Source organism: Actinomadura luteofluorescens, from assembly GCF_013409365.1.
Lineage (GTDB): Bacteria > Actinomycetota > Actinomycetes > Streptosporangiales > Streptosporangiaceae > Spirillospora > Spirillospora luteofluorescens.
The window spans coordinates 8030504-8055769 of the sequence record NZ_JACCBA010000001.1 but is presented as its reverse complement, the minus strand read 5'-3'; the positions used below and the strand labels follow the sequence as shown (position 1 = coordinate 8055769).

Genomic DNA, 25266 nt, shown 5'->3' with positions numbered 1-25266 from the left:
GATGCCCCAGGGAAAGCCCGTGTCCGTCCCCGACGACGGCCTCACCACGCGGCAGCGCCGCAACCGGCCCCTGCTGATCGTCCACACCGGCCCCGGGAAGGGGAAGTCGACGGCGGCGTTCGGGATGGCGCTGCGGGCGTGGAACCAGGGCTGGCCCGTCGGGGTGTTCCAGTTCGTGAAGTCGGCGAAGTGGCGGATCGGCGAGGAGCGGGCGCTGCGCGTGCTCGGGGAGAGCGGCGAGGGCGGTCCGGTCGCCTGGCACAAGATGGGCGAGGGCTGGTCGTGGATCCAGCGCCCCGGCAGCGAGGAGGACCACGCGGCCGACGCCCGCGAGGGCTGGGCGCAGATCAAGCGGGACCTGGCCGCCGAGACGTACCGTTTCTATGTGCTCGACGAGTTCACCTATCCGCTCAAGTGGGGCTGGCTCGACCTGGACGACGTGGTCGGGACCCTCACCGCGCGTCCCGGGACCCAGCACGTCGTCGTCACCGGCCGTGACGCGCCCGGCCCGCTGGTCGAGGCCGCCGACCTGGTGACGGAGATGGGAAAGGTCCGGCATCCGATGGACGCCGGGCAGAAGGGCCAGCGGGGCATCGAGTGGTGATCCCCCGGCTCGTGGTCGCGGCGCCCGCGTCCGGCACGGGCAAGACGACCGTGGCGACCGGCCTGATCGCGGCGCTGCGGGCGCGCGGCCTCGCCGTGTCGCCGCACAAGGTCGGTCCCGACTACATCGACCCCGGCTACCACGCGCTCGCGGCGGGGCGGCCCGGCCGCAACCTCGACCCGTGGCTCACCGGCGAGGAACGGGTGGCGCCGCTGTTCCTGCACGGCGCCGCCGGCTGCGACGTGGCGGTGGTCGAAGGCGTGATGGGCCTGTTCGACGGGCGCGGCGACACGGGGTTCGCGTCCACGGCGCACGTCGCGCGACTGCTCTCGGCGCCGGTCGTGCTGGTCGTGGACGCCGCGCGGCAGAGCCGGTCGGTGGCGGCGCTCGTGCACGGTTTCGCGACGTTCGAGCCGGGGGTGCGGATCGGCGGCGTCGTCCTCAACCGGGTCGGCTCGGAGCGGCACGAGGAGCTGTGCCGGGGCGCGCTGGAGGCGACTGGCGTGCCGGTGCTCGGCGCGATCCGGCGGGACGACGCGGTCGTCACCCCGTCCCGCCACCTCGGGCTGATCCCGGCGGCCGAGCGGGGCGCGGAGGCCGTCCGGGCGGTGGAGCGGCTCGGCGCGCTGGTGGAGCGGTCCTGCGACGTGGACGCCCTGCTGCGCCTGGCTGGCACCGCTCCCCCGCTGCCGGGCCCCGCGTGGGATCCGTCCGAGCAGGTCGCGCCGGTCAAGGGCGGGCCGGTCGTCGCGGTCGCGGGCGGGGCGGCGTTCACCTTCTCCTATGCCGAGCACGTGGAGCTGCTGCGCGCGGCGGGCGCCGACGTGGCCGTCTTCGACCCGCTGCGGGACGAGGCCCTGCCGGACGGGACGGGCGCGCTCGTCATCGGCGGCGGCTTCCCCGAGGTCCATGCCGCCGAGCTGGCCGCCAACGCGCCGATGCTCGCCGAGGTCGCGGCGTTCCCCGGTCCGATCGCCGCGGAGTGCGCCGGTCTCCTCTACCTGTGCGAGGAACTCGACGGCCGGGCGATGTGCGGGCGGGTGCCGGGACGCGCGCGGATGACGTCCCGGCTGACGCTCGGCTACCGGGAGGCGGTGGCGGTGGCCGAGTCGCCGCTGACCCGCCCGGGCGAGCGGTTCCGCGGCCACGAGTTCCACCGGACGGAGCTGGACACGCAGGCCGGGCCGCTGTTCCGGTGGCGGGACGGCCGCGACGGGTACGGCGACGACCGGATCACCGCCTCCTACCTGCACCTGCACTGGGCGGGGTTCCCGGACGCGGCTCAGCGGCTGGTGTCGTCCTCCAGGTCGCCCTCCGTCTTGAGGTAGACCTCCTGGAGCCCCTGGAGGACCGTCGGGTCGGGGTGCTCCCACATGCCCCGCTCGGCCGCCTCCAGCAGGCGCTCGGCGATGCCGTGCAGCGCCCACGGGTTCGACTCGGCCATGAACGCGCGGTTCTCCTCGTCCAGGACGTAGGCGGCGGTGAGCCGGTCGTACATCCAGTCGGCCATGACGCCGGTGGTGGCGTCGTAGCCGAACAGGTAGTCCACGGTCGCGGCCAGCTCGAACGCGCCCTTGTAGCCGTGCCGGCGCATGGCGGCCAGCCACTGCGGGTTCACGACGCGGGCCCGGAAGATCCGCGCGGTCTCCTCCGAGAGGGTGCGGGTGCGCACGGCGTCGGGGCGGGTGCTGTCGCCGACGTAGGCCTCGGGGGCCTTTCCGGTCAGCGCGCGGACGGTGGCGATCATGCCGCCGTGGTACTGGAAGTAGTCGTCGGAGTCGGCGATGTCGTGCTCGCGGGTGTCGACGTTCTTGGCGGCGACGGCGATCCGCCGGTAGGCGCTCTCCATGTCGGCGCGGGCGGGCACCCCGTCGAGGTCGCGGCCGTAGGCGTGGCCGCCCCACACCGCGTACACCTCGGCGAGGTCGGCGTCGTCGCGCCAGTTGCGGCTGTCGATGAGCGGCAGCAGCCCGGCCCCGTAGGCGCCGGGCGCGGACCCGAACACGCGCAGGGTGGCGCGGCGCTCGTCGCCGTGCCGCTCCCGGTCGGCCCGCACATGGGCGCGGACGTGGTTGTCGGCGTCCGGCTCGTCCAGCCCGGCGACGAGCCGGACGGCGTCGTCCAGCATGGCGACGACGTGCGGGAACGCGTCCCGGAAGAAGCCGCTGATGCGGACGGTGACGTCGATGCGCGGCCGGCCCAGCTCGGCGAGCGGGACCGGCTCCAGCGCCGTGACGCGGCGGGACGCCTCGTCCCAGGCCGGGCGGACGCCGAGCAGCGCGAGGACCTCGGCCACGTCGTCGCCCGCCGTGCGCATGGCGCTCGTCCCCCACACCGACAGCCCGACCGAGCGCGGCCACTCCCCGTGGTCGGCGCGGTAGCGCTCCAGGAGCGAGTCGGCCATCGCCTGCCCGGTCTCCCAGGCGAGGCGGCTCGGGACGGCGCGCGGGTCGACCGAGTAGAAGTTGCGGCCGGTCGGCAGGACGTTGACGAGGCCGCGCAGCGGCGACCCGCTCGGGCCCGCCGGGACGTAGCCGCCGTCAAGGGCGTGCAGGACGTGGTCGAGCTCGTCGGACGTGCGGGCCAGGCGCGGGACGATCTCGGCGGCCGCGAACTCCAGGACCCGCGTCACGGCTTCGCGGTTCTCCGCCGGAACGTCCCGGGCGGCCTCCCGGGCCGCGTCCACGGCCCAGCCGGCGTCCTCCATGGCCTGGACGAGGGAACGGGCGGCGGCCTCGGCGGCGTCGACGTCGGCGAGCGCCTCGCCGCCGGCCTCGCTGAGCCCGAGCGCCTCCCGCAGGCCCGGCAGCGTCTCGCGGCCCGACCACATCTGGCGGGCGCGGAGCATGGCCAGCACCAGGTCGACGCGGACCGCGCCGGTGGGCGCCTGGCCGAGGACGTGCAGGCCGTCGCGGATCTGCGCGTCCTTCACCTCGCACAGCCAGCCGTCGACGTGCAGGAGGAAGTCGTCGAACTCGGTGTCGTGCGGGCGGTCGTCCAGGCCGAGGTCGTGGTCGAGCTTGGCGGCCTGGATGAGCGTCCAGATCTGGGCGCGGATCGCGGGCAGCTTCGCCGGGTCCATCGCGGCGATCGTCGCGTGCTCGTCGAGGAGCTGTTCGAGGCGGGCGATGTCGCCGTAGGTCTCGGCGCGGGCCATCGGCGGGACCATGTGGTCGACGAGGACGGCGTGCGCGCGGCGCTTGGCCTGCGTGCCCTCGCCGGGGTCGTTGACGAGGAACGGGTAGACCAGCGGGACGTCGCCGAGCGCCGCGTCGGTGCCGCACGACGCCGACATGCCCGCCGCCTTGCCGGGCAGCCACTCCAGGTTGCCGTGCTTACCGACGTGGACGATCGCGTGCGCGCCGAACTCGTCCGACAGCCACCGGTAGGCGGCCAGGTAGTGGTGGCTGGGCGGCAGGTCGGGGTCGTGGTAGATCGCGATGGGGTTCTGCCCGAAGCCGCGCGGCGGCTGCACCATGACGACGAGGTTGCCGGCGCGCAGGGCGGCGAGGACGATGTCGCCGTCCTGGACGAACAGCTCCCCGGGCGGCGGGCCCCAGTGCCGCTCCATCCCCTCGCGCAGGCCGGCGGGCAGGGTGCGGTACCAGCGCTCGTAGGACGCGGCGGAGATGCGGACGGGGTTGCCCGCGAGCTGCTCCTCGGTGAGCCAGTCCTCGTCCTGCCCGCCCGCCGCGATGAGCGCGTGGACGAGGGCGTCGCCGTCCTGCCCGCCGACGCCGGGGAAGCCCTCCCCCAGGTCGTAGCCCGCGTCGCGGAGCCGGGCCAGCAGCCGGACGGTGCTCGCCGGGGTGTCGAGGCCGACGGCGTTGCCGACGCGGGCGTGCTTGGTCGGGTACGCCGACAGCATCACGACGAGGCGGCGGGCGGCGGCCGGGGTGTGGCGGAGCCGGCCGTGCCGGACGGCGATCCCCGCGACCCGCGCGGCGCGCTCGGGGTCGGCGGCGTAGACGGTGAGCCCGTCCTCGTCGATCTCCTTGAACGAGAACGGGACCGTGATGATCCGCCCGTCGAACTCGGGGATCGCGACCTGCGACGCCGCGTCCAGCGGCGACAGCCCGTCGTCGCTGCCCTCCCACTCGGACCGGCTCGTGGTGAGGCAGAGGCCCTGCAGTATCGGGACGTCCAGCGCGGCGAGCGCGCCCACGTCCCAGGCCTCGTCGTCGCCGCCCGCCCCGGCCGTCGCGGGCCGCGACCCGCCCGCCGCGAGCACCGTCACCACCAGGGCGTCCGCCTGGCGGAGCGTGTCGAGCAGCTCGGGCTCGGCGGTGCGCAGCGACGAGCAGAACACCGGCATCGCGCGACCGCCCGCGTCCTCCACGGCCGTGCACAGCGCCTCGACGAACGCGGTGTTGCCCGCCATGTGGTGGGCGCGGTAGTAGAGCACGCCGACCACGGGTCCGCCGCCGTCGCGGGCGGCGCGGTCGAGCCGTCCCCAGGCCGGCGCCGGCGCCGGCGGGGCGAAGCCGCGCCCGGTCAGCAGCACGGTGTCGGACAGGAACGCGTGCAGCTCGGCGAGGTTGGCGGGACCGCCGTGCGCGAGGTAGGCGTGCGCCTCGGCGCACACCCCGCCGCTGACCGTGGACAGCTCCATCAGCTCGGCGTCGGGGGCCTGCTCGCCGCCGAGGACGACGACCGGCCGGAGGCCCGCGAGCAGCGCGCCGAGCCCGTCCTCCCAGGCGCGCCGGCCGCCGAGCAGCCGCACCACGACGAGGTCGGCGCCCTCGGTGAGCTCGGGCAGGTCGGCGGCGGTGAGCCGCGCGGGGTTGCCGAGCCGGTAGGCGGCGCCGGACGCGCGGGCGCTCAGCAGATCGGTGTCGGACGTCGACAGCAACAGGACCGTGCGGCTGTGCTCGGGCACGGCGCATCCTCCCCCTGGGGTCCTCGCCCCGGTCGCGGGTGTCGCGACGGCAGGAGTCTCCTGGCTCCCGGATCGACGCTCGCCCCGGCCTTCCCGTCCTCGCGGACAGTGGCCTACAGCGGGGTTCGCTCCCCGGTCACAGTGGCGGGACCGCGCCGGATTCGCACCGGCTTCCTCCCATTGCCATCGCCTGAGCAGAAGAGTACGGCAGCGCGGTCGCCCTGCAAACTGTGGTTAACATCCTCCCCGTGCCGAATGTCAGAGCCCGTCCCGACGCGTGCCCCGGGGCGCTGCGCACCCACGACGCCGCCGACGGGCCGCTCGCGCGCGTCCGCGTCCCGGGCGGCGCGGTGTCGTCCGCGCAGCTCGCGGTGCTCGGCGCCGCCGCACGCGAGCTGGGCCGGGACGTGATCGAACTCACTTCCCGCGGCAACCTCCAGGTGCGCGGCGTCCGCGACCCGGCGGCCCTCGCGGCCCGGTTGGCCACCGCGGGGCTGCTCCCGTCGGCGACCCACGAGCGGGTGCGCAACATCGTCGCGTCCCCGCTCGGCGGGCGCGGCCCGCACGGCGCCCTCGCCACGGATCCGCTGGTCACGGCGCTGGACGAGGCGCTGTGCGCCCGTCCGGGGCTGGCCCGGCTGCCGGGGCGGTTCCTGTTCGCGCTCGACGACGGAACCGGCGACACGGCCGCGCTGGACGCCGACGCGGCCCTCGCTCCCGGCGGCCTTCGGCTGGCCGGGACGCGGCTCGGGCCCGTCCCCGGCGATCCCGTCGCGGCACTGCTCGCGGCGGCGGAGGCGTTCCTGGAGATCCGGGGCGACGCCTGGCGGCTCGCGGAGGTCCCGGACGGCGCCCGGCTCGTCGCCGAGCGGCTGGGCGCGGCCGTGGGAGAGACGCCGCCGCGCCCGGATCCCGCGCCGCCGCACGCCGGGATCGTCGCGCAGCGGGACGGGCGCGCCGCGCTGGAGGCCGTGGCCCCGCTCGGCCGGCTGTCCGGCGCGCAGGCCGAGGCGCTCGCCGCAGTCGCGGACGAGGTGCGGGTGACGCCCTGGCGCAGCGTCGTGCTGCGGGACCTGGACCGCGGCGAGGCGCGGCGCACGGCGGCGGCGCTCGCGGCGGCGGGCTTCGCGACCGACCCCGCGTCGCCCTGGGTCGGCGTGACGGCCTGCACCGGGAGCCCCGGATGCGCGAAGTCGCGCGGCGACGTGCAGGGCGAGGCGCGGCGCTTCGTCGCCGGCCTCGGCCGCGCGCCCGAGACGCCCGTCCACTGGACGGGATGCGAGCGGCGCTGCGGGATACCCCGCGGCCCGGTCGAGCTGAGGACGGCGGAGGGACAGCAGTGATCGATTACGTCCGGGACGGCGCCGAGATCTACCGGCGGTCGTTCGCGACGATCCGCGCGGAGGCCGACCTGGCGGGACTGCCGGACGACGTGGCGCGGGTCGCGGTCCGCATGATCCACGCCTGCGGCATGACCGACCTCGTGGAGGATCTGGCCTGGTCGCCGGGGGTGGTGGCGCGGGCCCGGGCGGCGCTGCTGGCGGGCGCGCCGGTGCTGTGCGACGCGCGGATGGTCGCCTCCGGCGTGACCCGCGCGCGGCTGCCCGCCGGCAACGAGGTCGTCTGCACCCTGGGCGACCCGGAAGTGCCCGGGCTGGCCGAGCGGCTCGGGACCACGCGCAGCGCGGCGGCGCTGGAGCTGTGGCGCGACCGGCTCGGCGGCGCGGTCGTCGCGATCGGCAACGCGCCGACCGCGCTGTTCCGGCTGCTGGAGCTGGTGGAGGAGGGCGCGCCTCGCCCGGCGGCGGTCCTCGGGATCCCGGTCGGGTTCATCGGGGCGGCCGAGTCCAAGGAGGCGCTCGCCGCGAGCGGCCTGGACCATCTGGTGGTGCGCGGGCGGCGCGGCGGCAGCGCGATGACGGCGGCGGCGGTCAACGCCGTCGCCAGTGAGGCGGAGTGATGGCGGGACGGCTGTTCGGCGTGGGCGTCGGGCCCGGCGACCCCGAACTGGTCACGGTGAAGGCGGCGCGGCTGATCGGCGAGGCGGACGTGGTGGCCTTCCACTGCGCGCGGCACGGCCGCAGCATCGCCCGGGCGATCGCCGGACCGTACCTGCGGGACGGGCGGATCGAGGAGCAGCTCGTCTACCCGGTGACGACCGAGACCACCGACCATCCCGGCGGCTACCAGGGGGCGCTGGAGGATTTCTACGCCGACTGCGCCGCCCGGCTCGCCGCGCACCTCGACGCGGGACGGACGGTCGTGGTGCTCAGCGAGGGCGACCCGCTGTTCTACGGGTCCTACATGCACCTGCACAAGCGGCTCGCGCCGCACTATCCGGCCGAGGTGGTGCCGGGCGTGACGTCGCTCAGCGCGGCGTCGGCGGCGGCGGGCCGCCCGCTGGTGGAGCGGGAGGAGACGCTGACCGTCCTGCCGGGGACGCTGCCCGGCGAGGAGCTGGCCGAGCGGCTGCGCACCGCGGACGCGGCGGCCGTCCTCAAGCTCGGGCGGACGTTCCCCAAGGTCAGGCAGGCCTTCGAGGACGCGGGGCGGCTCGGCGACGGCTGGTACGTGGAGCGGGCCGCCACCGACCGGCAACGCGTCCTGCCGCTCGCCGCCGTCGACCCGGCGGACGTGCCCTACATGTCGCTCGCGCTGCTGACGAGCCCGGCGGAGCGCTCGTTCGCGGCGCCTCCCCCGGCGCGGCCGGAGGGGACCGGCGGGGTGTGGGTCGTCGGGCTCGGGCCGGCGGGGCGGCCTTGGCTGACCCCGGAGGCGCAGGACGTCCTGGCGTCCGCGACCGACCTCGTCGGCTACGGCCCCTACCTGGACCGGGTGCCGCCAAACCCGAGGCAGCGGCGGCACGGGTCCGGCAACCGGGTGGAGGCCGACCGGGCCCGGCTCGCGCTGGAACTCGCGCGGGACGGGGCCCGGGTCGCCGTCGTCTCCTCCGGCGACCCTGGGGTGTTCGCGATGGCGACGGCCGTGCTGGAGGCCGCGGCCGGAGACGAGTTCGCGGACGTGCCGGTGCAGGTCGTTCCGGGCCTGACGGCGGCGCAGGCCGTCGCCGCCCGGGCGGGCGCGCCCCTCGGGCACGACTTCTGCGTCCTGTCGCTGTCGGACATCCTCAAGCCGTGGGACGTGGTGGAGCGGCGGCTCGCCGCCGCGGCCGAGGCCGACCTGGTCCTGGCCCTCTACAACCCCTCGTCGAGCCGGCGCAGGCACCAGCTCCCGGCGGCCCGCGACCTGCTGCTCAAGCACCGCTCCCCCGAGACCCCGGTGGTGGTCGGGCGGGACGTGGGCGGACCGGAGGAGAGCGTGACGGTGACGACGCTCGGCGAGCTGGACCCCGAGCGGGTCGACATGCGCTGCCTGCTCATCGTCGGGTCGTCCGCCACCCGCGTGACCGGGCAGGGCGTGGTCTACACCCCGCGCCGCTACCCCTGAGCCCAGGCCGCCGCGGCCGCCACGTCGCCGGTCGCCTCGACGCCCCCGGGGAGGGCCGGGCGGTCGACCATCACGACCGGCAGCCCGTCCTCGCGGGCGGCGGTGAGCTTCGCGCGGGTCATCGCGCCGCCGCTGTCCTTGGTGACCAGGACGTCCAGCCGGTGCTCGCGGATCAGGGAGCGCTCGCCGTCCACGGTGTAGGGGCCGCGCGCCAGCAGGACGCGCACGTTGGGCGGGACGGGCGGCTCCGGCGGGTCCACCGACCGCGCCAGGAACCACACGCCGGCCCGCGCGGCGAACACCGGGATGGAGCGGCGCCCGGTCGTGAGGAACGCGCGGGCGCCGTCCGGCAGCGCGGCGGCAGCGTCCGGCAGGGACGGGACGCGCCGCCAGTCGTCGCCGTCCTCCTCGTCCCACCCGGGGCGGCGCAGCGCGAGCAGCGGCACGCCCGTCAGCCGCGACGCGCGCTCGGCGGAGGCGCTCATCCGCTCCGCGAACGGGTGCGTCGCGTCGACGAAGCGGTCGATCCGGTGCTCGCGCAGCCACGCGGCGAGCCCTTCGGCGCCGCCGAACCCGCCGATGTGGACCTCTCCCGCGGGCAGGCGCGGATCGGAAACCCTCCCGGCGAGCGAGGAGACGACGTGCACGCCGGTCAAGCGGGCCGCGAGGGCGCGGGCCTCCGCCGTCCCGCCGAGGATCAGGACGCGCCGCACGCCCGGTCCCGCCCGGCGCTGTAGAGGTGGCTGTCGGGGAACGCCGACGCGGTGAGGACGCGCCCGACGACGATCACCGCCGTGCGCCGCACCCCGGCCTCGCGGACCAGGGCGGCGATGCCGCCGAGGGTGCCGCGCAGGATCAGCTCGTCCTCGCGGCTGGCGCGGGCGACGACGGCGACCGGGCAGTCCGCGCCGTAGCGGGGCAGCAGTTCGGCGGCGACCTCCTCGATGCGCTGGACTGCCAGGTGCAGCACCATCGTGGCGCCGCTCGCGCCGAGGGTCGCGAGGTCCTCGCCGTCCGGCATCGGGGTGGCGCGCACGGCCGTCCGGGTCAGGATCACGGTCTGGCCGACGCCGGGGACGGTCAGCTCCCGCCCGAGCGAGGCCGCCGCCGCCGCGAACGCCGGGACGCCGGGGACGACCTCGTACGGCACGCCCTCGGCGTCGAGGCGGCGCATCTGCTCGGCGACCGCGCTGAACACCGACGGGTCGCCGGAGTGCAGCCGCGCGACGTCCAGGCCGCCGCGGTGGGCGGCCGTCAGCTCGGCGACGATCCCGTCCAGCGTCATGTTCGCGGTGTCGACGACGCGGGCGCCGGGCGGGCACGCCTCCAGCAGCTCGGCCGGCACCAGCGACCCCGCGTACAGGCAGACCGGCGCGGACTCCAGGACCCGCAGGCCGCGCACGGTGATGAGGTCGGCGGCGCCGGGGCCCGCGCCGACGAAGTACACCGTCACGGGGCCTCCTTGCGGACCGTCCAGATCGTGACGGGCATCGCCGGGCGCCAGGCCGTGAACCCGCCCAGCGGCCCGGCGCGCTCGACGCCGACACGGACCAGCTCACCGCCGAGCAGCCGGCGCCCCTCGACCACCCTGGCCTCCGATTCGAGGGTCACGGCGTTGGCGACCAGGCGCCCGCCCGGCTTGAGGGCGTCCCAGCAGCGCTCCAGCAGCCCGGCCTCGGTGAGGCCGCCGCCGATGAAGACCGCGTCCGGCTCGGGCAGGCCGTCCAGCGCGTCCGGAGCCTCGCCCTTCACGACCTGCAGGCGCGGCACGCCCAGCGCGGCCGCGTTGGCGCCGATCCGCTCGGCCCGGCGGGGGCTGCTCTCGATCGCGACGGCCTCGCAGGCGGGGTGCGCCCGCGCCCACTCGATCGCCACGCTGCCGGAGCCGGCGCCGACGTCCCAGAGCAGCTCGCCGGGCAGCGGAGCGAGGCGCGACAGCGTCACCGCGCGGACCTCGCTCTTGGTGATCTGCCCGTCGTGCTCGAAGGCGTCGTCGCGGAGCCCGGGGGTGCGGGGCAGCGGCGCCGCGTCCGGGCCGGGCACGCATTCGACGGCGGTGAGGGTCAGCGCGGACGCGGCGGGCTCGGTCCACTCCTGCGCGACGCCGTGCCTGATCGTCTCCTCGGCCGAGCCCAGGTCGCACAGGGCGGTCATCCGGCTCGGGCCGAAGCCGCGGCCCGACAGCACCGCGGCGACGATGATCGGAGCCTCCCGCCCGGCGCCGAGCACGACGAGCCGCCGGCCGGGGGCGACAGCCGCGTTCAGCGCCGCGGCGGGACGGCCCACGATGCTGAGGACGTCGACCCGGTCCAGCGGCCAGCCGAGCCGGGCGCACGCGAGCGACGCCGACGACGGGTGGGGCAGCACGCGGAGCCGGTCGGCGCCGAGCATCCCGGCGAGGGTGGAGCCGATCCCGTGGAACATGGGGTCGCCGCTCGCCAGCACGGCGATCGCGCGCCCCTCGTGCCGTTCGATCAGCCCCGGCAGCGCGGGGAGCAGGGGCGACGGCCAGGCGACCCGCTCGCGGTCGGCGCCGGGGACGAGGTCGAGCTGCCTGCGGTTGCCGAACAGGACCTCCGCCGTCCGGAGCGCCTCGCGCGACTCCTCCGCGAGCCCGTCCCACCCGTCGGCGCCGATTCCCACGACGGTGATGACACGCGCGTCCACTGGCCTCCTCGGTCGAACGGGACATGAAGCCTATAGGAGCGCTCTGGCACACTTGGCGCCGTGAAGCGGCTTCTGATCATCGGCATCGGCGCGGGGGACCCCGACCACCTGACGTTCCAGGCGGCCAAGGCGATCGCCGCCGCCGACGTCTTCCTCGTCGTCGACAAGGGAGAGGCCAAGCACGACCTGGCCGGGCTGCGGCACGACCTCATCGCGGCGCACGGCCGGCCCCCGTACCGGATCGTGGAGGCCCGCGACCCCGACCGCGACCGCGACGCCGCCGCCTACACCGCCGCCGTCGAGGACTGGCGGTCGCGGCGCGCACGGATCTACGAGTCGTTCGTCACCGGTGAGCTCGCCGACGGGCAGACCGGCGCGATCCTCGTCTGGGGCGACCCCGGCGTCTACGACAGCACCCTCGCGGCGCTGGAGGAGGTCGGCGCCGAGTTCGAGTGCGAGGTGATTCCCGGCATCAGCAGCGTCTCGGCGCTCACCGCGCGGCATGGCGTCGGGCTCACGCGGGTGGGGCGCCCCGTCCACGTCACCACCGGACGCCGCCTCGCCGCCGAGGGCCCCACCGCCGACGACGTCCTCGTCATGCTGGACGCGCACTGCGCGTTCGCCGAGGCGGGCGAGGGCTACCACATCTACTGGGGCGCCTACCTGGGCACGACCGACGAGATCCTCGTCTCCGGCCCGGTCGCGGAGGTGGCCGAGCGGATCCGCGCCGTGCGCGCCGAGGCCCGCGCCCGCAAGGGGTGGATCATGGACACCTACCTCCTGCGGCGCGAGCCCCCGGCACGTCCCTGACCGGCCCGTCCCCCGGGGTCAAGCCTTGGACGCGGCGCGCTCCTCCGCCGGGGCGCCCTGCTCGGCCGCGGCGGTGACCGAGCGGCCGCGCCCGGGGATGGCCAGCGCGATGAGGCCGGCGAGCAGCGCCACGCCGCAGCCGATCAGCAGGCCCGCGCGGAAGCCGTCCTCGGACGGCAGCACGTGCCCGCCGAGGTCGATGGTCAGCTGGGACAGCACGACCCCGACCACGGCCGCCGACACCGAGGTGCCGACCGAGCGCATCAGCGTGTTGAAGCTGTTGGCCGAGGCGGTCTCCGACCGCGGCACCGCGCCCATGATGAGGGCGGGCATCGCGCCGTAGGCGAGACCGACGCCCATGCCGCAGATCGCCGTGACGACCATCAGGCCCCACGCGGCGCCGATGAGCAGCGTGGACGACCCGTAGCCGAGAGCGATCACCAGGCTCCCGGCGACCAGGGTGACCTTGGGCCCGCGGGCGGCCGACAGCCGCGCACCGAGCGGGGACACCGCCATCATCAGCAGGCCGGACGGCACCATCCACAGGCCGGCGGCCACCATCGACTGGCCCAGCCCGTACCCGGTCGCCTTCGGCAGCTGCAGCAGCTGCGGCACGATCAGCGACTGGGCGTACATCGAGAACCCGATCACGACCGAGGCCGCGTTGGTGAGCAGCACCTGGGTGCGCGCGGTGACGCGCAGGTCGACCAGCGGCTCGCGGGTCCGCAGCTCCCACCAGCCCCACGCCAGCAGCACGACGACCGTGGTGGTGAACAGCCCGATGGTCGTGCCGCTCGCCCAGCCCCAGTCGGCGCCCTTGGAGACGCCGAGCAGCAGGCACACGAGGCCGATGCCGAGGCCGACCGCTCCCACGGCGTCGAAGCGGCCCCGGGCCTGGACGGGCGTGGCCGGCACCAGCAGGTAGATCAGCGTGGCGACGAGCGCGCTCATCGCGGCCGAGCCCCAGAACAGCACCCGCCAGCTCATGTTGTCCGCGATGACGGCCGCGAGCGGCAGGCCGAACGCCCCGCCGATGCCCATGGACGAGCTCAGCAGCGCGATCGAGGACCCCAGCCGCTCGGGCGGCAGCAGGTCGCGCAGCGCGCTGATGCCGAGCGGGATCATGCCCATGCCGACGCCCTGCAGGCCCCGGCCGACGACCATCGGGACCAGCGAGCCGGCCAGCGCGCAGATCACCGACCCGGTGATGAGCGGCACCATGCAGACCAGCAGCATCCGCCGCTTGCCGTACAGGTCGCCGAGCCGCCCGATCATCGGCATCGCGACCGCGGAGGCCAGCAGCGTCGAGGTGACCACCCAGGTCGCGTTGGAGGCCGTGGTGTGCAGCAGCCGCGGCAGCTCGGCGATCAGCGGCACCACGAGGGTCTGCATGAACGCGGCGACGATGCCGCCCACGGCGAGAACGCCGACGATCCCGCCGGGTCGGACGGCGGGCGCGGACTCGTCCACGTGACATCCCTTCTGTCGGGTCGAGGAACTTGTGCACCATACATACGTTATGGTCGATGCACAACTTATGTACGACGCACATCCCTGTGGTAGTCATGGGGTGCGAGCATCCAGGCAGGAGCGACCCGGGCGGACCGCGTCCGGGAGAAGGACCGGCATGCACAAGCCCACGGATCTGATCGAGTACGAGACCATGCTGCTCGGGCGGCACAGCCTGGCCACCCGGCGCTCCCGGCGCGAGGGCGGCCTGCTGGAGCGCAGCGCCTACATCCTGCTGAGCCGCATCCGCATCGAGGGCCCCATGTCGATCCGGCAGCTCAGCGAGGCCTTCGACCTGGACCCCTCGACGCTGAACCGGCAGACCTCGGCCATGCTGCGCGACGGCCTCGTCGAGCGCATCCCCGACCCGGCCGGCGGCATCGCCCGCAAGTTCCGCATCACGGGCGAGGGCGAGCGCCGCCTCGACAGCGAGCGCGGCCAGATCACCGCCGGCATCGACAAGATCATGGCGGACTGGACGGCGGAGGAGGTCGAGGCCTTCGCCTCCTTCCTCCAGCGCTTCAACACCGACATCGAGCGCCTCGCCGGGAGCCCCTGGCCCCGCCCCTGACCGAGCCTCCCGGCCCGCTGGACCATGCCGCTAGCCTGGGGCGATGCGCCTCGGTGTGAACGTCCCCAACTTCGGCCCCGGCACCGACCCGGGCGTCCTGCGGCAGTGGGCGCGGACGGTCGAGGGCCTCGGCTTCGACCTGCTGATGGTCTCCGACCACGTCGCGATCACGGCCGACGTCGCCGCGCAGTACCCGGCGCCGTTCTACGAGCCGTTCACCACGCTCTCCTGGCTCGCCGGCGTGACCGAGCGGGTGCGGCTCGGCACCACCGTGCTGGTCGTCCCGTACCGGCATCCGCTGCTCATCGCGCGCATGGCCGCCAACCTCAACGACCTGAGCGGCGGGCGGTTCGTCCTCGGCGCCGGGGTCGGCTGGGCCCGCGAGGAGTACGCCGCGCTCGGCGTCCCGTACACCCGGCGCGGCGCCCTCACCGACGAGTACCTGCGGGCGATCCGCGCCGCGTGGGAGGACGAGGGCGACTACCGCGCGGGGCGGATCCCCCTCTGGATCGGCGGCAACAGCGACGCCGCGCTCCGCCGGGCCGTGCGCGTCGGCGACGCCTGGCACCCCCTGCGCTTCGCCCTCCCCTGGCTCCGCGGTGCGCTGGAGCGGTTGAAGACCGTCGCGGACGAGCAGGGGCGCCCGATGCCCGGCCTGGAGCCCCGCATCGCCCTGCGGCTGACGTCCTCCCCCGTCACCGGTCCCGACCGGCTCGCGGGAGAGGGGACGGTCGACCAGGTCGCCGACGACCTGGAGCAACTGCGGCTGCTCGGCGCGGGCACGGTCCTCCTCGATCCCTTCAACGGCGACCCGGACGAGACGCTGCGCCCCGGCGACGCCTGGCGCGACCTCGCGGCCGTCGCCGCCCTGGCCGGCTCCGGCCGGTAGCACACGCCCGGACCAGGCCGGCCGGAGCCGAGCGTGTCCGGAGGCGGTCCGCCGGGTTAACGATCAGTGAAGTTATCGTTCCCGTCGCGGGATCCGGCCGCGGCGCGGCAGTAGGCTCGGCCCGAAGCCAGCGCAGGTCGGAGAGGAACCGGGTCCTTGAGCGTGATCAATGTCGGGCAGGCGATCGTCCTCGGGATCGTGGAGGGCCTGACCGAGTTCCTCCCGGTCTCCTCGACCGGGCATCTGAAGATCACCGAGGGTTTGATGGACATCCCGGTGGACGACAAGGCCGTGGTCGGGTTCACCGCGGTGATCCAGGTCGGCGCGATCGCGGCGGTACTGGTGTACTTCCTCTCCGACATCGTCCGGATCGTCAAGGCGTGGGGCGTCGGGATCGCCCGGCCCTCCGAGCGCTACCACCACGACTACAAGTTCGCCTGGTGGGTCATCTACGCCACCATCCCGGTCGTGATCGTCGGGGTCGCCGCCAAGCCCCTCATCGAGGGCCCGCTCGCCTCGCTGTGGGTGGTCGCCGGGTCCCTGATCGGCGGCAGCGCCGTGATGTTCGCCGCCGACCGGCTCGGCACGCACAAGCGCGGCGAGGACGACACGTCCCTCACCGACGCGATGCTGATCGGCTCGTCGCAGATCCTCGCCCTGCTGTTCCCCGGCTTCTCCCGGTCGGGCGCGACGATGTCGACGGGTCTCATGCTCGGCCTCGACCGGGTCGCCGCGACCCGCCTGTCGTTCTTCATGGGCATCCCGGCGCTGACCGGCGCCGGCATCTACGAGCTGCCGAGCGCGCTCGGCTCGGGCGCCGGAGTCCTGCCGCTCGCGGTCGGCACGGCGGTGTCGTTCGTCGTGGCCTACGCCTCCATCGCCTGGCTGCTGCGGTTCGTGGCGCGGCACAGCTTCACCTCGTTCGTGGTCTACCGGATCGTCGTCGGCCTGCTGCTGTTCGGCCTCCTCGGCGCGGGCGCGCTGAACGCCTGAGCCTCACGGGGGTATGCGAGAGACTGTCACGGTCCGCACGCCGGTGAGAGCACGGCGTGCGCGCGGACCCCGCTGAGGAACGGAGCTTCGAGCATGAGCGACGCGATGTGGGCCGGCACGGTCTCCATCACCGGGCACGGCGAGGACGAGCTGGAGGCCTACCTGGCGCGGCCGCTAAGCGACGCCCCGCGCGGCGGCGTCGTGGTGATCCACCACATGCCCGGCTACGACCCCGGCACCAAGGAGTTCGTCCGGACGTTCGCGGCGCACGGGTACGCCGCGATCGCCCCGAACCTGTACTCGCGCGAGGGCGCGGGCGTCAGTCCGGACGACCAGGCGGCCGCGGCCCGCGCCAAGGGCGGTGTCCCGGACGAGCAGCTCGTCGGCGACGTCGCCGGTGCCGCCGCGCATCTGAACTCGCTCGACCACGCCAGCGGCCGGATCGGGGTGATCGGGCACTGCTCGGGAGGGCGGCACGCGTTCCTGGCGGCCTGCGAGCTGGACCTCGACGCGGCCGTCGACTGCTACGGCGCCTTCGTCGTCAGCGATCCGCCCGAGGACTACCCGACCTCCGCCCGGTCGATCCTGTCCAAGGCGCCCGGCCTGTCGTGCCCGCTGCTCGGCCTGTTCGGCGAGGAGGACCGCTTCCCCGCGCCCGACGAGGTCGCCGCGCTGGACGCCGAGCTGACCAGGCTCGGCAAGGAGCACGAGTTCCACAGCTACCCCGGCGCGGGGCACGCGTTCTTCGCCGTCGAGCGGCCCGCGTTCCGTCCCGCCGCGGCCAAGGACGGCTGGGAGAAGATCTTCGCCTTCCTCGGCCGCCACCTCGGCGCCTGAGAGGAGACCCCATGTGCACCTACCAGACGGTGAAGATGGAGCTGGACGGCGCGGCCAAGGGCGCGAACGGCTGGTTCACGCTGACCGGCGGCGCGGTCTACGTCGACCACCCGTACCACGCCTGCCACGAGCACACCGTGAACATCGACTTCACCAACGCCGGGGAAGGGCCGTCCGCGCGCGTCGCGGTCGAGCTGACCGAGGAGTCGGCGCTGGCGCTCGTCGAGGCCATCCAGCGGGCCCTCGCCGCCGCCCCGCCCGGCCTCGCCTCGGCCGCCGGCTGAACCGGATCGGGCCCGGCTCCTCCCCGAGTCCCGGCCTGAGGATTTCCGTACAGCGGTTTAAGGAAAGGCCGAAACGAGCGGGACGCGTCCATTTCCAGGTGAATTGGCGGTAAGGCGCCACGACCCCTTACGTTGGCACCCGTCGCTCATCGCATGCATGTCGTTACGGACATGTTCCATATCCCGCTTGGAGAGGACCTCAATGGAGATCCCGCTCGTCATCGACCCGGCCGGCAGCGACGTCCAGGGAGAGGCCGCGAAGCTGCGGTCGCGGGGGCCGGTGACCCCCGTGGAACTGCCCGGAGGCGTCGTCGCCTGGGCGGTGACCGGCCAGGAGCAGCTGAAACGACTGCTGGCCGACCCGCGGGTGTCCAAGAATCCGAACCTGCACTGGACGAAATGGATCAACGGTGAGATCGCGGAGGACTGGCCGCTGAGCCTGTGGGTCTCGGTGCGGAACATGTTCACCGCCTACGGCGACGACCACCGGCGGCTCCGCACCATCATCTCGCGGGCGTTCACCCCGCGCCGCACCGAGGCGCTGCGGCCGGACGTCGAGGAGATCACCCGGTCGCTCCTGGACGGCCTGGCCGCCTCCCCCGGCGGCCGCGCCGACCTGCGCGAGGCGTTCGCCTACCCGCTGCCCATCGAGGTGATCTGCCGGCTGTTCGGCGTCCCCGACGAGACCCGGCCCGCGCTGCGCCGCTGCGTGGACGGCGTCTTCAACACGGCGCTGACCGCCGAGGAGGCCTTCGCCAACCAGACCGAGATGTACGGGATCCTCCAGGAGTTCGTCGCGTTCCGGCGGCGCGAGCCCGCCGACGACCTGGCCGGCGTGCTGATCTCCTCCCGCGACGAGGACGGCTCGCGGCTGAGCGAGCAGGAGCTGGTCGACACGCTGATCCTGATGATCTCCGCCGGGCACGAGACGACGGTGAACCTGCTCGACCAGGCGATCACGGCGCTGCTGACGCACCCGGAGCAGTACGCGCTCGTCCGGTCCGGCGAGGTGCCGTGGACGGAGGTCATCGAGGAGTCGCTGCGGTGGCAGGCGCCGGTCGCGAACCTGCCGCTGCGCTACGCCGTGGAGGACATCGACGTCGACGGCGTGACGATCGGCAAGGGCGAGGCGATCCTCGCCGCCTACGCCGCCGCGGGGCGCGACCTCGCCCTGCACGGCGACGACGCCGACCTGTTCGACCTCAGGCGCGCGAACAAGGAGCACATCTCGTTCGGGCACGGCGTGCACTACTGCGTCGGCTCCCACCTCGCGCGGCTGGAAGCGGAGATCGCGCTGCCGGCGCTCTTCGCCCGCTTCCCCGACATGGCGCTCGCCGTCGACCCCGCCGACCTGAGGCCGGTCGAGTCGTTCATCTCCAACGGCCACCGGACGCTGCCCGTGGTGCTCGGTTCCTGAGCGGCTCCGCTAGCCGTCGCGGCGCGCCCGGGCCCGGCGCTTGCCCTCGTGCATCGCCTGGACCCGGGCGATCGGGATCGTGTGGCCCTGCTCGACCAGGTCGGCGGGGACCGCCTGCGGCTCCGGCATGAGGCCGGTCCAGACGTCGCGCCCCGCGAGCGCCGCGGCGGCCGTGCGGATGGTGAAGTCGGAGGGCGCCACGCGGTCGAGGTCGTCCCAGGCCACGGGGAACGAGACGGGCGTGCCCGGACGGATCCGCGGGCTGTAGGCGGCGACGACGGTCGCGCCGCCCGCGCGGGTCGAGTCGAGGAACACCTTGCCGCCGCGGTCCTCGCGGATGAACGCCGTCGTGACCAGGTCGGGGTCGAGCCGCTCGGCGCGGACGGCCAGGGCGCGCGTCGCGGCGGCGACGTCCTCGACGCGCGTGGCGCCGTCCAGGGGGACGAACACGTGGACGCCCTTGGCGCCGCTGGTCTTGACGGCGCCCCGCAGGCCCGAGTCGTCCATCGCGCGGCGCACGAGGTGGGCGGCGGCGACCGCGTCGCCGAACGCGTCCTCGCCGGGCGGGTCGATGTCGATGACCAGGTGGGTGGGCCTGTCCCACGTCTCGGCGCGCACGAGCGGCGGGTGGTACTCGACGGCGCGCTGGTTCGCGAACCACAGCAGCGTGCGGCGGTCGTCGCACAGCGCGTAGGACACCTCCCGCTGCGACGTCGCCGCCCAGACCGCCACCGTCCGCACCCAGGACGGGGTGTACTTCGGCGTGTTCTTCTGCATGAACGGCTTCTGGCCGCGCAGCACGCGCTTGACCGACAGCGGCCGGCCCTCGATCTGCGGGACCAGGCAGCCGGCGACGGCGTCCAGGTAGTCGACCAGGTCGCGTTTCGTCGCGTCCGCCCCCTCGAACAGGGGCTGGTCGAGGTTCGTCAGCCGAACCCCGTCACGCTCTTCATCGGCGCTCACCCCACCAGCTTCGCACGCGGCCCCGACATCGCCGTGGAGTAGCGTCGCGTCCATGTACGTACCGGCGCATTTCTCGGCGGACGACGCCGAGGTCAGGGAGCTGCTGGCCGGGTGCGGGGCGGCCGACCTCGTCACCGTCTCCCCGCGGGGGCTGACCGCGACGTACCTGCCCGTCCTGTATGACCCGTCGGTCGGCGAGCACGGCGCGGTGCTGGCGCACGTGGCGCGCAACAACGACCAGTGGCGCGAGCCCGCGTCCGGGGAGTCGCTGCTCATCGTCCACGGGCCGGACGCGTACGTGTCGCCGTCCTGGTACGCGTCCAAGGCCGAGCACGGGCGCGTGGTGCCGACGTGGAACTACCTCACCGCCCACGTCTACGGCCGCCTCGTCGTGCACGACGACCCGGCATGGGTGGAGTCGATGGTCCGCCGCCTGACCGAACGCCACGAGCGGGGCCGCGACCCGTCCTGGGCGGTCGACGACGCCCCGCCCGCGTTCGTCGCCGGTCAGCTGCGCGCGATCGTGGGCCTGGAGCTGCGCGTCACCCGCGTCGAGGCCAAGGCGAAGATGAGCCAGAACCGCCCCGAGGCCGACATCGCGGGCGTCATCGCGGGCTACCGGGCCCAGGGCGACGCGACCATGGCGGACGCCGTCCGGACCGCGGCGCGGCGCGCGGAAGGCGAGGGCTGAGAACTCTTGGAGCGTTTCCGTCGACGACCGGGGCAGGAATCAGAGAGCCCGGGCCGGCCGCTGTCCGCTGTGCTGAGGCCGCCCGCCGGCCGGGGCTTGGGGAGGCGCCGCGGAGGTCAGCGGGGGCGCCAGGGAGATTCCGGGGAGGTCGGGCGGGCGTCGGCCGCCACCCGGAGCGCGTAGGTGGGAGTGGGCGCGCCGTCCACGGGGCCCAGGTAGTGGTGGCCGGTCAGGTGGCACCAGGCGGGCAGGTCGATGGGGGCCGCCGGGTCGGCGGCGATGAGGTGGACGACGGTCCCGGGCGCCAGGCCGGCGATGTGGCCGCGCAGTTCGAGCAGGAGGCGCACGCAGGAACGGTCGCCGCCGTCGATGACGACTGGGTCCGAGCTCATTCCCACCCCCGGGTCCGCGCGACGTGCAGGCGTAGGGGGAAATATAGGGCTTTGGGGCGACAAGGGCGGTAGTCAGACCAGGACCGCCCGGGCGATGCCGCCGGGTTCCGGGCCCGCCTGGGCGGCGACGAGGCCCGCCGGGGTGCGGATGCTGGAGCCTCCGGCGGCCGGCTCGTAGCCGCCGCCCGTCATGCCCGCGAAACTGGCGAACGCCACCCAGACGCCGTGCTCGGCGGCGATGCGGCGGGACCGGTTCGCGAGGACGTCCGCGTCGTCCTCGCACACGCCGCCGAGGTAGGCGTCGAGGCCGAGCGCGGCGGTGTCGGCCGCGTGGCGCCGGACGCCCGTGTCCTTGCAGATGGCGAGGCCGAGGCGGCGGCCGTCGACGGTGATGACGGCGGGCTTCTCGCCCGGTTCGAAATGGTCCGCCTCGATGTGGCCCAGCCACATCTTGCGGTAGGCGACCGTGATGCCGGTGGAGTCCACCCGGAGCATCGCGATGCTCCCGCCGACCGGGGCGCCCACGAGGGCGACGGTGTTCGAGGACGCGCACGCTTCGATCAAAGGTTCCAGGCGGGGGTCATCCGGGACGACGTCCTGAGCGTCAAGTTCGTATCCGGTCAGGGAGAGCTCGGGAAAGAGGACCACCCTGGAGTGGGCGGCATGAATGGTCAGGACGTGCTCCGCCACGTTCGCCGCCACGTCGTGGGACGTGGAGGGCGGCTGGACGCCGGCGAGGGTGAGCGGCTCCGGCACGCGTCCTCCAACTCGACAAAACAGGATCAATCGCTAGTGAACGGGATCGTCGGCGATATGGGTGAGGGAGGTCCTAGACTTGACTCTTTCTTTCAGGTTTCGTCCAGCTTTGGAGCTTACAGTCGCAGTGAAGTACCCCCCGTTGTCATCCAGGTGAGGAAATCGGCTTTGGGGCGAGTCATGGATCTCGGAGTGGGGCGCGTGGAGCGCACGGAGACCTGCGGGACGCTGACGTTCCCGGACGAGGTCGACCTCAGCAACGGCGAGGCCGTCCTCGCCCAGGCCGTCCGGCTTCTGGACGCCGGGACGCCCGCACTGATCCTCGACCTGACCGGCTGCACGTTCTGCGACTCCAACGGCCTGAACGTCATCACGCGGTCGCAGATGCGGGCGACCGAACTGGGCGTGCCCATGTGGGTGGTGCTGCCGCCGCGCGGGATCGTCCGCCGGGTGTCGGAGGTGGCGGGGCTCCAGCGCCGCGTCGCGATCGCGCCGGACGTGGCGACGGCCCGCGAGGCGCTGTCGGCGTCGGCGGGGGCGTAGCCCCTCAGCGCTCCAGAGCGCGGTCGATCCACTCGTCCGCGGCGCCGAGGAGCAGGTGGCCGGCGCCGAGGATGCTGGCGTCGCGGCCCGCGCGGGAGGTGGCGATCTCCAGGTTGCGGGTGGCGAGCGGCAGGCAGCGCTCGTAGATGACCCCCCGGATCGTCGCGACCAGCGGCTCGGCGTTGGACAGGCTGCCGCCGATGACGAGCGCGTCGGGGTTGAAGAAGTTCACGAGCGCGGTCAGCACGTCGCCGATCAGGCGCCCGGCCGTGCGCACCGCGCTGGTCGCCTGGGGGACGCCGTCGGTGACGAGGTCGACGATCCGGGACGGGTTGTCGGCCTCGATGCCCTGGGCGGCCAGGGACGCGGCGAGGGCGGCGCCGCTGGCGTGGGCCTCCAGGCAGTCGGGGTGGCCGCAGGAGCAGTCGACGGTGGCCTCGGACAGGATCCGGACGTGGCTGATGTCGCCCGCCGCGCCGCGCCCCCGGTGCAGCCGCCCGTCCACGATGACGCCGCAGCCGATGCCGCTGCCGAGCTTGATGACCATCACGTTGTCGAGCGCCGGCCATGACGCGCGGTGCTCGCCGACGGCCATGAGGTTGGCGTCGTTCTCGACCAGGGCCGGGACGCCGGCGAGGCCGGCCGCGTAGTCGCGGACGGGGAAGTCGTTCCAGCCGGGCATGCGCGAGGGCGAGACGACCTGGCCCGTCGCCGGGTCGACCGGACCGGGAAGCCCGATCCCGACGCCGCGGACGGGGACGTCGCGCAGGCCGTGGTCGCCGGCGAGGGCGTGCAGGCTGCGCAGGACCGCCGCCAGCGTCTCCTCGGGCCCGACGGCGATGTCGCACGCGAGGTCGGACAGTGCGAGGGGCGTCCCCGCGAGGTCGGCGACCGCGAGGCGGGCGTGGTGCGCGCCGAGGTCGGCGACCAGGTGCACGCCCGCCTCGCGGGCGAGCCGAAGGCGGCGGGGCCGCCGGCCCCCGCGCGAGGCCCCGGCGCCTTCCTCTGCGAACAGGCCGGCCTCGATGAGCTGCTCGACCCGCAGCGAGACGCTGGAGGCGGCGAGGCCGGAGAGCCGGGCGAGTTCGGCCCGCGACTCCGCCTGGCCGGTCGCCACCAGCCGCACGAGTGCCGCCGGTCCGTCGTCTCTGCTGTTACGCACCCCAGATAGATAGCATGCGCGAACTTGGTACGGCAACGCGTTGACTTACGTCGATTTGACGCTCTATCGTCCTCTTTGACTTCGATTTCGAAGGAAGTTGGAACGAAGGTGACCGAATGATCGAGGTTCGCGGCCTGTACAAGCGCTTCGGCGATCACACGGCCCTGCGCGACGTGGACCTGGACGTGGCCCGCGGCGAGGTCGTCGTGGTGGTCGGCCCGTCCGGGTCGGGCAAGTCGACGCTGTGCCGGTGCCTGAACCGGCTGGAGACGCCGGACTCCGGCGTCGTCCGCATCGACGGCGAGGAGCTGCCCGAGGAGGGCCGCGCCCTCGCCCGCCTCCGCGCGGACGTCGGCATGGCGTTCCAGTCGTTCAACCTGTTCCAGCACAAGACCGTCCTGGAGAACCTGACGCTCGCGCCCACCCGGGTGCGCGGCGTCTCGCGCGCCGAGGCCGAGCGGACCGCGCGCGAGCTGCTCGACCGGGTCGGCATCGGCGAGCAGGCCGGCAAGCTGCCCGCGCAGCTGTCGGGCGGCCAGCAGCAGCGCGCCGCGATCGCCCGCGCGCTCGCGATGCGGCCGAAGGCGATGCTGTTCGACGAGCCGACCTCGGCGCTCGACCCCGAGATGGTCGGCGAGGTCCTCGAGGTGATGACGGGCCTCGCCCGCGACGGCATGACGATGGTGGTCGTCACCCACGAGATGGGGTTCGCCCGCCGGGTCGCCGACCGCGTCGTGTTCATGGCGGACGGCGAGGTCGTCGAGACCGGCGCGCCGGCCGCCTTCTTCGACTCCCCCGCCAGCGACCGGGCCCGGGACTTCCTGGCCAAGGTCCTCAGCCACTAGTGCGACCCCGGCGCGCCGCCCATGGCGCGCCACCCGAGAAAGGTTGATGATCATGGTGCGTACCCCTGCGGGGATGCGGCGGGCGGCGGTGGCCGCGGTGGCCGCGCTGTCGCTGACGGGCCTGGCGGCCTGCTCCGGCGGCGACTCCGACTCCGCGGTGCCCGGCTCCGGCGGCGGCAGCGGCGACGACCTGGCGGCCTCGGCCCCGGTCGCCGCGAACCTGCCCGCCGGCTCCACCATGGAGAAGATCAAGCAGCGCGGCGAGCTCGTCGTGGGCGGCTCGCTGGACGCGCCGCTGCTGTCCCAGCAGAACCCGGCGACGAAGAAGGTCGAGGGGCTGGACGCCGACTTCGGCCGGCTGCTCGCCAAGTACATCATCGGCAAGCCCAACGTGAAGATCGTCAACTCGGCGTCGGAGACCCGCGAGGCGCTGCTGTCCAACGGCACCGTGGACGTGGTGTTCCAGACCTACAGCATCACTCCGGAACGTGCCAAGCAGGTCGCGTTCGCCGGGCCGTACTACAGCTCCGGCCTGGTCATCGCCACCAAGAAGGACGAGACCGGGATCAAGGCCCCCGCCGACCTGAAGGGCAAGACCGTCATCGCGGGCGCCAACACCCCGGCGATCCCGGCCATCAAGAAGGCCGCCCCGGGCGCGAAGATCGTCACGTTCGGCAGCGACCCCGAGTGCGTGCAGGCGCTCAAGCAGGGGCGCGGCGACGCCTACGTCCAGGACGAGGCCGTGCTGCTGGCGACCGCCAAGCAGGACCCCTCCATCCAGATCCAGGGCAAGCCGTTCACCAGCGACCCGTACGGCATCGGCCTCAAGCACGGCGACGCGCAGATGAAGCAGTTCGTCAACGACTGGCTCAAGCAGATCCAGCAGTCGGGCCTGTGGGCGAAGGTCTGGAAGAACTCGATCGGGACGGTCGTGCAGGGCGAGGCGCCGCAGCCGCCCGCGATCGGCTCGGCCCCGGGCTCGGAGTGAGCGGAGGCCCCGCCCTGTC

25 protein-coding genes and 1 riboswitch are annotated in these 25266 nt (G+C 74.4%); of the genes, 16 read left to right on the top strand and 9 right to left on the bottom strand.

All coding sequences use genetic code 11. From position 1 onward, the window contains the following. Position 1 precedes the first annotated feature (1 nt). Together cobO and BJY14_RS37110 are read left to right on the top strand one after the other, a co-directional pair. Entirely contained in the window at positions 2–604 is a 603-nt protein-coding gene (cobO, locus tag BJY14_RS37115; RefSeq protein WP_179847874.1) for a cob(I)yrinic acid a,c-diamide adenosyltransferase, read from the top strand. Continuing rightward, a complete protein-coding gene (locus BJY14_RS37110) occupies positions 601–1932 on the top strand; it encodes a cobyrinic acid a,c-diamide synthase CobB (protein WP_179849877.1) in 1332 nt (443 codons plus the stop codon). Before cobO ends, BJY14_RS37110 begins: the two co-directional genes overlap by 4 nt. Here BJY14_RS37110 and cobN read toward each other — a convergent pair. Continuing rightward, complete coding sequence (cobN, locus tag BJY14_RS37105) at positions 1887–5483, bottom strand: cobaltochelatase subunit CobN (protein ID WP_179847873.1); 3597 nt, start codon at positions 5481–5483, stop codon at positions 1887–1889. The genes BJY14_RS37110 and cobN overlap by 46 nt on opposite strands. A 31-nt stretch (positions 5484–5514) precedes the next feature. Further along, a riboswitch (cobalamin riboswitch) is annotated at positions 5515–5686 on the bottom strand. Positions 5687–5731: 45 nt separating this feature from the next. Between cobN and BJY14_RS37100 the strand changes: the two genes are divergently transcribed. Genes BJY14_RS37100 through BJY14_RS37090 form a run of 3 tightly spaced genes read left to right on the top strand, consistent with a single transcriptional unit; the run spans position 5732 to position 8930 of the window. Continuing rightward, positions 5732–6826, top strand: a complete 1095-nt coding sequence (locus tag BJY14_RS37100) for a ferredoxin-like domain-containing protein (protein WP_179847872.1) — start codon at positions 5732–5734, stop codon at positions 6824–6826. Then, on the top strand, positions 6823–7443 hold the full coding sequence (locus BJY14_RS37095; RefSeq protein ID WP_258943164.1) for a precorrin-8X methylmutase: 621 nt from the start codon (positions 6823–6825) through the stop codon (positions 7441–7443). The genes BJY14_RS37100 and BJY14_RS37095 overlap by 4 nt, the downstream gene beginning before the upstream one ends. Beyond that, positions 7443–8930 (top strand): precorrin-2 C(20)-methyltransferase, encoded by a 1488-nt coding sequence (locus BJY14_RS37090; RefSeq protein ID WP_179847870.1) that lies wholly within the window; start codon positions 7443–7445, stop codon positions 8928–8930. Before BJY14_RS37095 ends, BJY14_RS37090 begins: the two co-directional genes overlap by 1 nt. On the opposite strand, the gene BJY14_RS37085 is transcribed toward BJY14_RS37090, so the two are convergent. The 3 genes from BJY14_RS37085 to cbiE are packed head-to-tail and all read right to left on the bottom strand — an operon-like array spanning position 8921 to position 11597. After that, positions 8921–9643: a cobalt-precorrin-6A reductase gene (locus BJY14_RS37085; RefSeq protein WP_179847869.1), complete on the bottom strand. Its 723-nt coding sequence runs from the start codon at positions 9641–9643 to the stop codon at positions 8921–8923. The genes BJY14_RS37090 and BJY14_RS37085 overlap by 10 nt on opposite strands. Continuing rightward, complete coding sequence (gene cobM, locus BJY14_RS37080) at positions 9628–10383, bottom strand: precorrin-4 C(11)-methyltransferase (protein WP_179847868.1); 756 nt, start codon at positions 10381–10383, stop codon at positions 9628–9630. Before cobM ends, BJY14_RS37085 begins: the two co-directional genes overlap by 16 nt. Next, positions 10380–11597 carry a precorrin-6y C5,15-methyltransferase (decarboxylating) subunit CbiE gene (cbiE, locus tag BJY14_RS37075; RefSeq protein WP_179847867.1) on the bottom strand — a complete coding sequence of 406 codons (1218 nt, stop codon included), beginning with the start codon at positions 11595–11597 and terminating at the stop codon, positions 10380–10382. The genes cobM and cbiE overlap by 4 nt, the downstream gene beginning before the upstream one ends. Positions 11598–11657: 60 nt before the next feature. Here cbiE and cobF point away from each other — a divergent pair, with 60 nt between their 5' ends. Beyond that, positions 11658–12407, top strand: coding sequence for a precorrin-6A synthase (deacetylating) (gene cobF, locus BJY14_RS37070; RefSeq protein WP_179847866.1), 750 nt, complete (start codon positions 11658–11660; stop codon positions 12405–12407). Between the two features lie 18 nt (positions 12408–12425). On the opposite strand, the gene BJY14_RS37065 is transcribed toward cobF, so the two are convergent. Beyond that, entirely contained in the window at positions 12426–13877 is a 1452-nt protein-coding gene (locus tag BJY14_RS37065) for an MFS transporter (protein ID WP_179847865.1), read from the bottom strand. 157 nt (positions 13878–14034) lie between these two features. On the opposite strand from BJY14_RS37065, the gene BJY14_RS37060 reads away from it, so the two are divergent. From BJY14_RS37060 to BJY14_RS37035, 6 genes are all read left to right on the top strand, one after another. Then, the gene (locus BJY14_RS37060) at positions 14035–14487 is read left to right on the top strand and encodes a MarR family winged helix-turn-helix transcriptional regulator (protein WP_179847864.1); all 453 of its coding nucleotides are present in this window, start codon (positions 14035–14037) and stop codon (positions 14485–14487) included. Between the two features lie 43 nt (positions 14488–14530). Next, positions 14531–15376, top strand: coding sequence for an LLM class flavin-dependent oxidoreductase (locus BJY14_RS37055; RefSeq protein ID WP_179847863.1), 846 nt, complete (start codon positions 14531–14533; stop codon positions 15374–15376). Positions 15377–15538: 162 nt separating this feature from the next. Beyond that, entirely contained in the window at positions 15539–16369 is an 831-nt protein-coding gene (locus tag BJY14_RS37050) for an undecaprenyl-diphosphate phosphatase (RefSeq protein WP_312879810.1), read from the top strand. A gap of 93 nt (positions 16370–16462) precedes the next feature. Further along, positions 16463–17206: a dienelactone hydrolase family protein gene (locus BJY14_RS37045; RefSeq protein WP_179847861.1), complete on the top strand. Its 744-nt coding sequence runs from the start codon at positions 16463–16465 to the stop codon at positions 17204–17206. An 11-nt stretch (positions 17207–17217) separates the two neighbouring features. Beyond that, a complete protein-coding gene (locus BJY14_RS37040; RefSeq protein ID WP_179847860.1) occupies positions 17218–17490 on the top strand; it encodes a DUF6295 family protein in 273 nt (90 codons plus the stop codon). A 187-nt stretch (positions 17491–17677) separates the two neighbouring features. Continuing rightward, complete coding sequence (locus tag BJY14_RS37035) at positions 17678–18907, top strand: cytochrome P450 family protein (protein WP_246396248.1); 1230 nt, start codon at positions 17678–17680, stop codon at positions 18905–18907. Between the two features lie 9 nt (positions 18908–18916). Here BJY14_RS37035 and ligD read toward each other — a convergent pair whose 3' ends face one another. Beyond that, positions 18917–19870, bottom strand: a complete 954-nt coding sequence (gene ligD, locus BJY14_RS37030; protein ID WP_179847859.1) for a non-homologous end-joining DNA ligase — start codon at positions 19868–19870, stop codon at positions 18917–18919. 52 nt (positions 19871–19922) lie between these two features. Between ligD and BJY14_RS37025 the strand changes: the two genes are divergently transcribed. Beyond that, a complete protein-coding gene (locus tag BJY14_RS37025; protein WP_179847858.1) occupies positions 19923–20561 on the top strand; it encodes an FMN-binding negative transcriptional regulator in 639 nt (212 codons plus the stop codon). Between the two features lie 116 nt (positions 20562–20677). Here BJY14_RS37025 and BJY14_RS37020 read toward each other — a convergent pair whose 3' ends face one another. Further along, positions 20678–20953 carry a sulfurtransferase TusA family protein gene (locus BJY14_RS37020; protein WP_179847857.1) on the bottom strand — a complete coding sequence of 92 codons (276 nt, stop codon included), beginning with the start codon at positions 20951–20953 and terminating at the stop codon, positions 20678–20680. Between the two features lie 72 nt (positions 20954–21025). Continuing rightward, on the bottom strand, positions 21026–21709 hold the full coding sequence (locus tag BJY14_RS37015; RefSeq protein ID WP_179847856.1) for a carbon-nitrogen hydrolase family protein: 684 nt from the start codon (positions 21707–21709) through the stop codon (positions 21026–21028). A 180-nt stretch (positions 21710–21889) separates the two neighbouring features. Here BJY14_RS37015 and BJY14_RS37010 point away from each other — a divergent pair, with 180 nt between their 5' ends. Then, positions 21890–22252, top strand: a complete 363-nt coding sequence (locus BJY14_RS37010; protein WP_179847855.1) for an STAS domain-containing protein — start codon at positions 21890–21892, stop codon at positions 22250–22252. Between the two features lie 4 nt (positions 22253–22256). Here BJY14_RS37010 and BJY14_RS37005 read toward each other — a convergent pair whose 3' ends face one another. Next, the gene (locus tag BJY14_RS37005) at positions 22257–23414 is read right to left on the bottom strand and encodes an ROK family protein (RefSeq protein ID WP_258943149.1); all 1158 of its coding nucleotides are present in this window, start codon (positions 23412–23414) and stop codon (positions 22257–22259) included. A gap of 116 nt (positions 23415–23530) precedes the next feature. Between BJY14_RS37005 and BJY14_RS37000 the strand changes: the two genes are divergently transcribed. Both BJY14_RS37000 and BJY14_RS36995 read left to right on the top strand, forming a co-directional pair. Next, entirely contained in the window at positions 23531–24259 is a 729-nt protein-coding gene (locus tag BJY14_RS37000) for an amino acid ABC transporter ATP-binding protein (protein ID WP_179847854.1), read from the top strand. 52 nt (positions 24260–24311) lie between these two features. Then, positions 24312–25247, top strand: a complete 936-nt coding sequence (locus tag BJY14_RS36995) for a glutamate ABC transporter substrate-binding protein (protein WP_179847853.1) — start codon at positions 24312–24314, stop codon at positions 25245–25247. The last annotated feature ends 19 nt before the right edge of the window (positions 25248–25266 follow it).

Bases quoted from the DNA above. Each gene is read 5' to 3' on its own strand.
- BJY14_RS37055 (WP_179847863.1), top strand. From the start codon at position 14,531: ATGCGCCTCGGTGTGAACGTCCCCAACTTCGGCCCCGGCACCGACCCG.
- BJY14_RS37000 (WP_179847854.1), top strand. From the start codon at position 23,531: ATGATCGAGGTTCGCGGCCTGTACAAGCGCTTCGGCGATCACACGGCC.
- BJY14_RS37010 (WP_179847855.1), top strand. From the start codon at position 21,890: ATGGATCTCGGAGTGGGGCGCGTGGAGCGCACGGAGACCTGCGGGACG.
- BJY14_RS37045 (WP_179847861.1), top strand. From the start codon at position 16,463: ATGAGCGACGCGATGTGGGCCGGCACGGTCTCCATCACCGGGCACGGC.
- BJY14_RS37020 (WP_179847857.1), bottom strand. From the start codon at position 20,953: ATGAGCTCGGACCCAGTCGTCATCGACGGCGGCGACCGTTCCTGCGTG.
- BJY14_RS37040 (WP_179847860.1), top strand. From the start codon at position 17,218: ATGTGCACCTACCAGACGGTGAAGATGGAGCTGGACGGCGCGGCCAAG.
- BJY14_RS36995 (WP_179847853.1), top strand. From the start codon at position 24,312: ATGGTGCGTACCCCTGCGGGGATGCGGCGGGCGGCGGTGGCCGCGGTG.
- cobO (WP_179847874.1), top strand. From the start codon at position 2: ATGCCCCAGGGAAAGCCCGTGTCCGTCCCCGACGACGGCCTCACCACG.
- BJY14_RS37060 (WP_179847864.1), top strand. From the start codon at position 14,035: ATGCACAAGCCCACGGATCTGATCGAGTACGAGACCATGCTGCTCGGG.
- BJY14_RS37025 (WP_179847858.1), top strand. From the start codon at position 19,923: ATGTACGTACCGGCGCATTTCTCGGCGGACGACGCCGAGGTCAGGGAG.
- BJY14_RS37090 (WP_179847870.1), top strand. From the start codon at position 7,443: ATGGCGGGACGGCTGTTCGGCGTGGGCGTCGGGCCCGGCGACCCCGAA.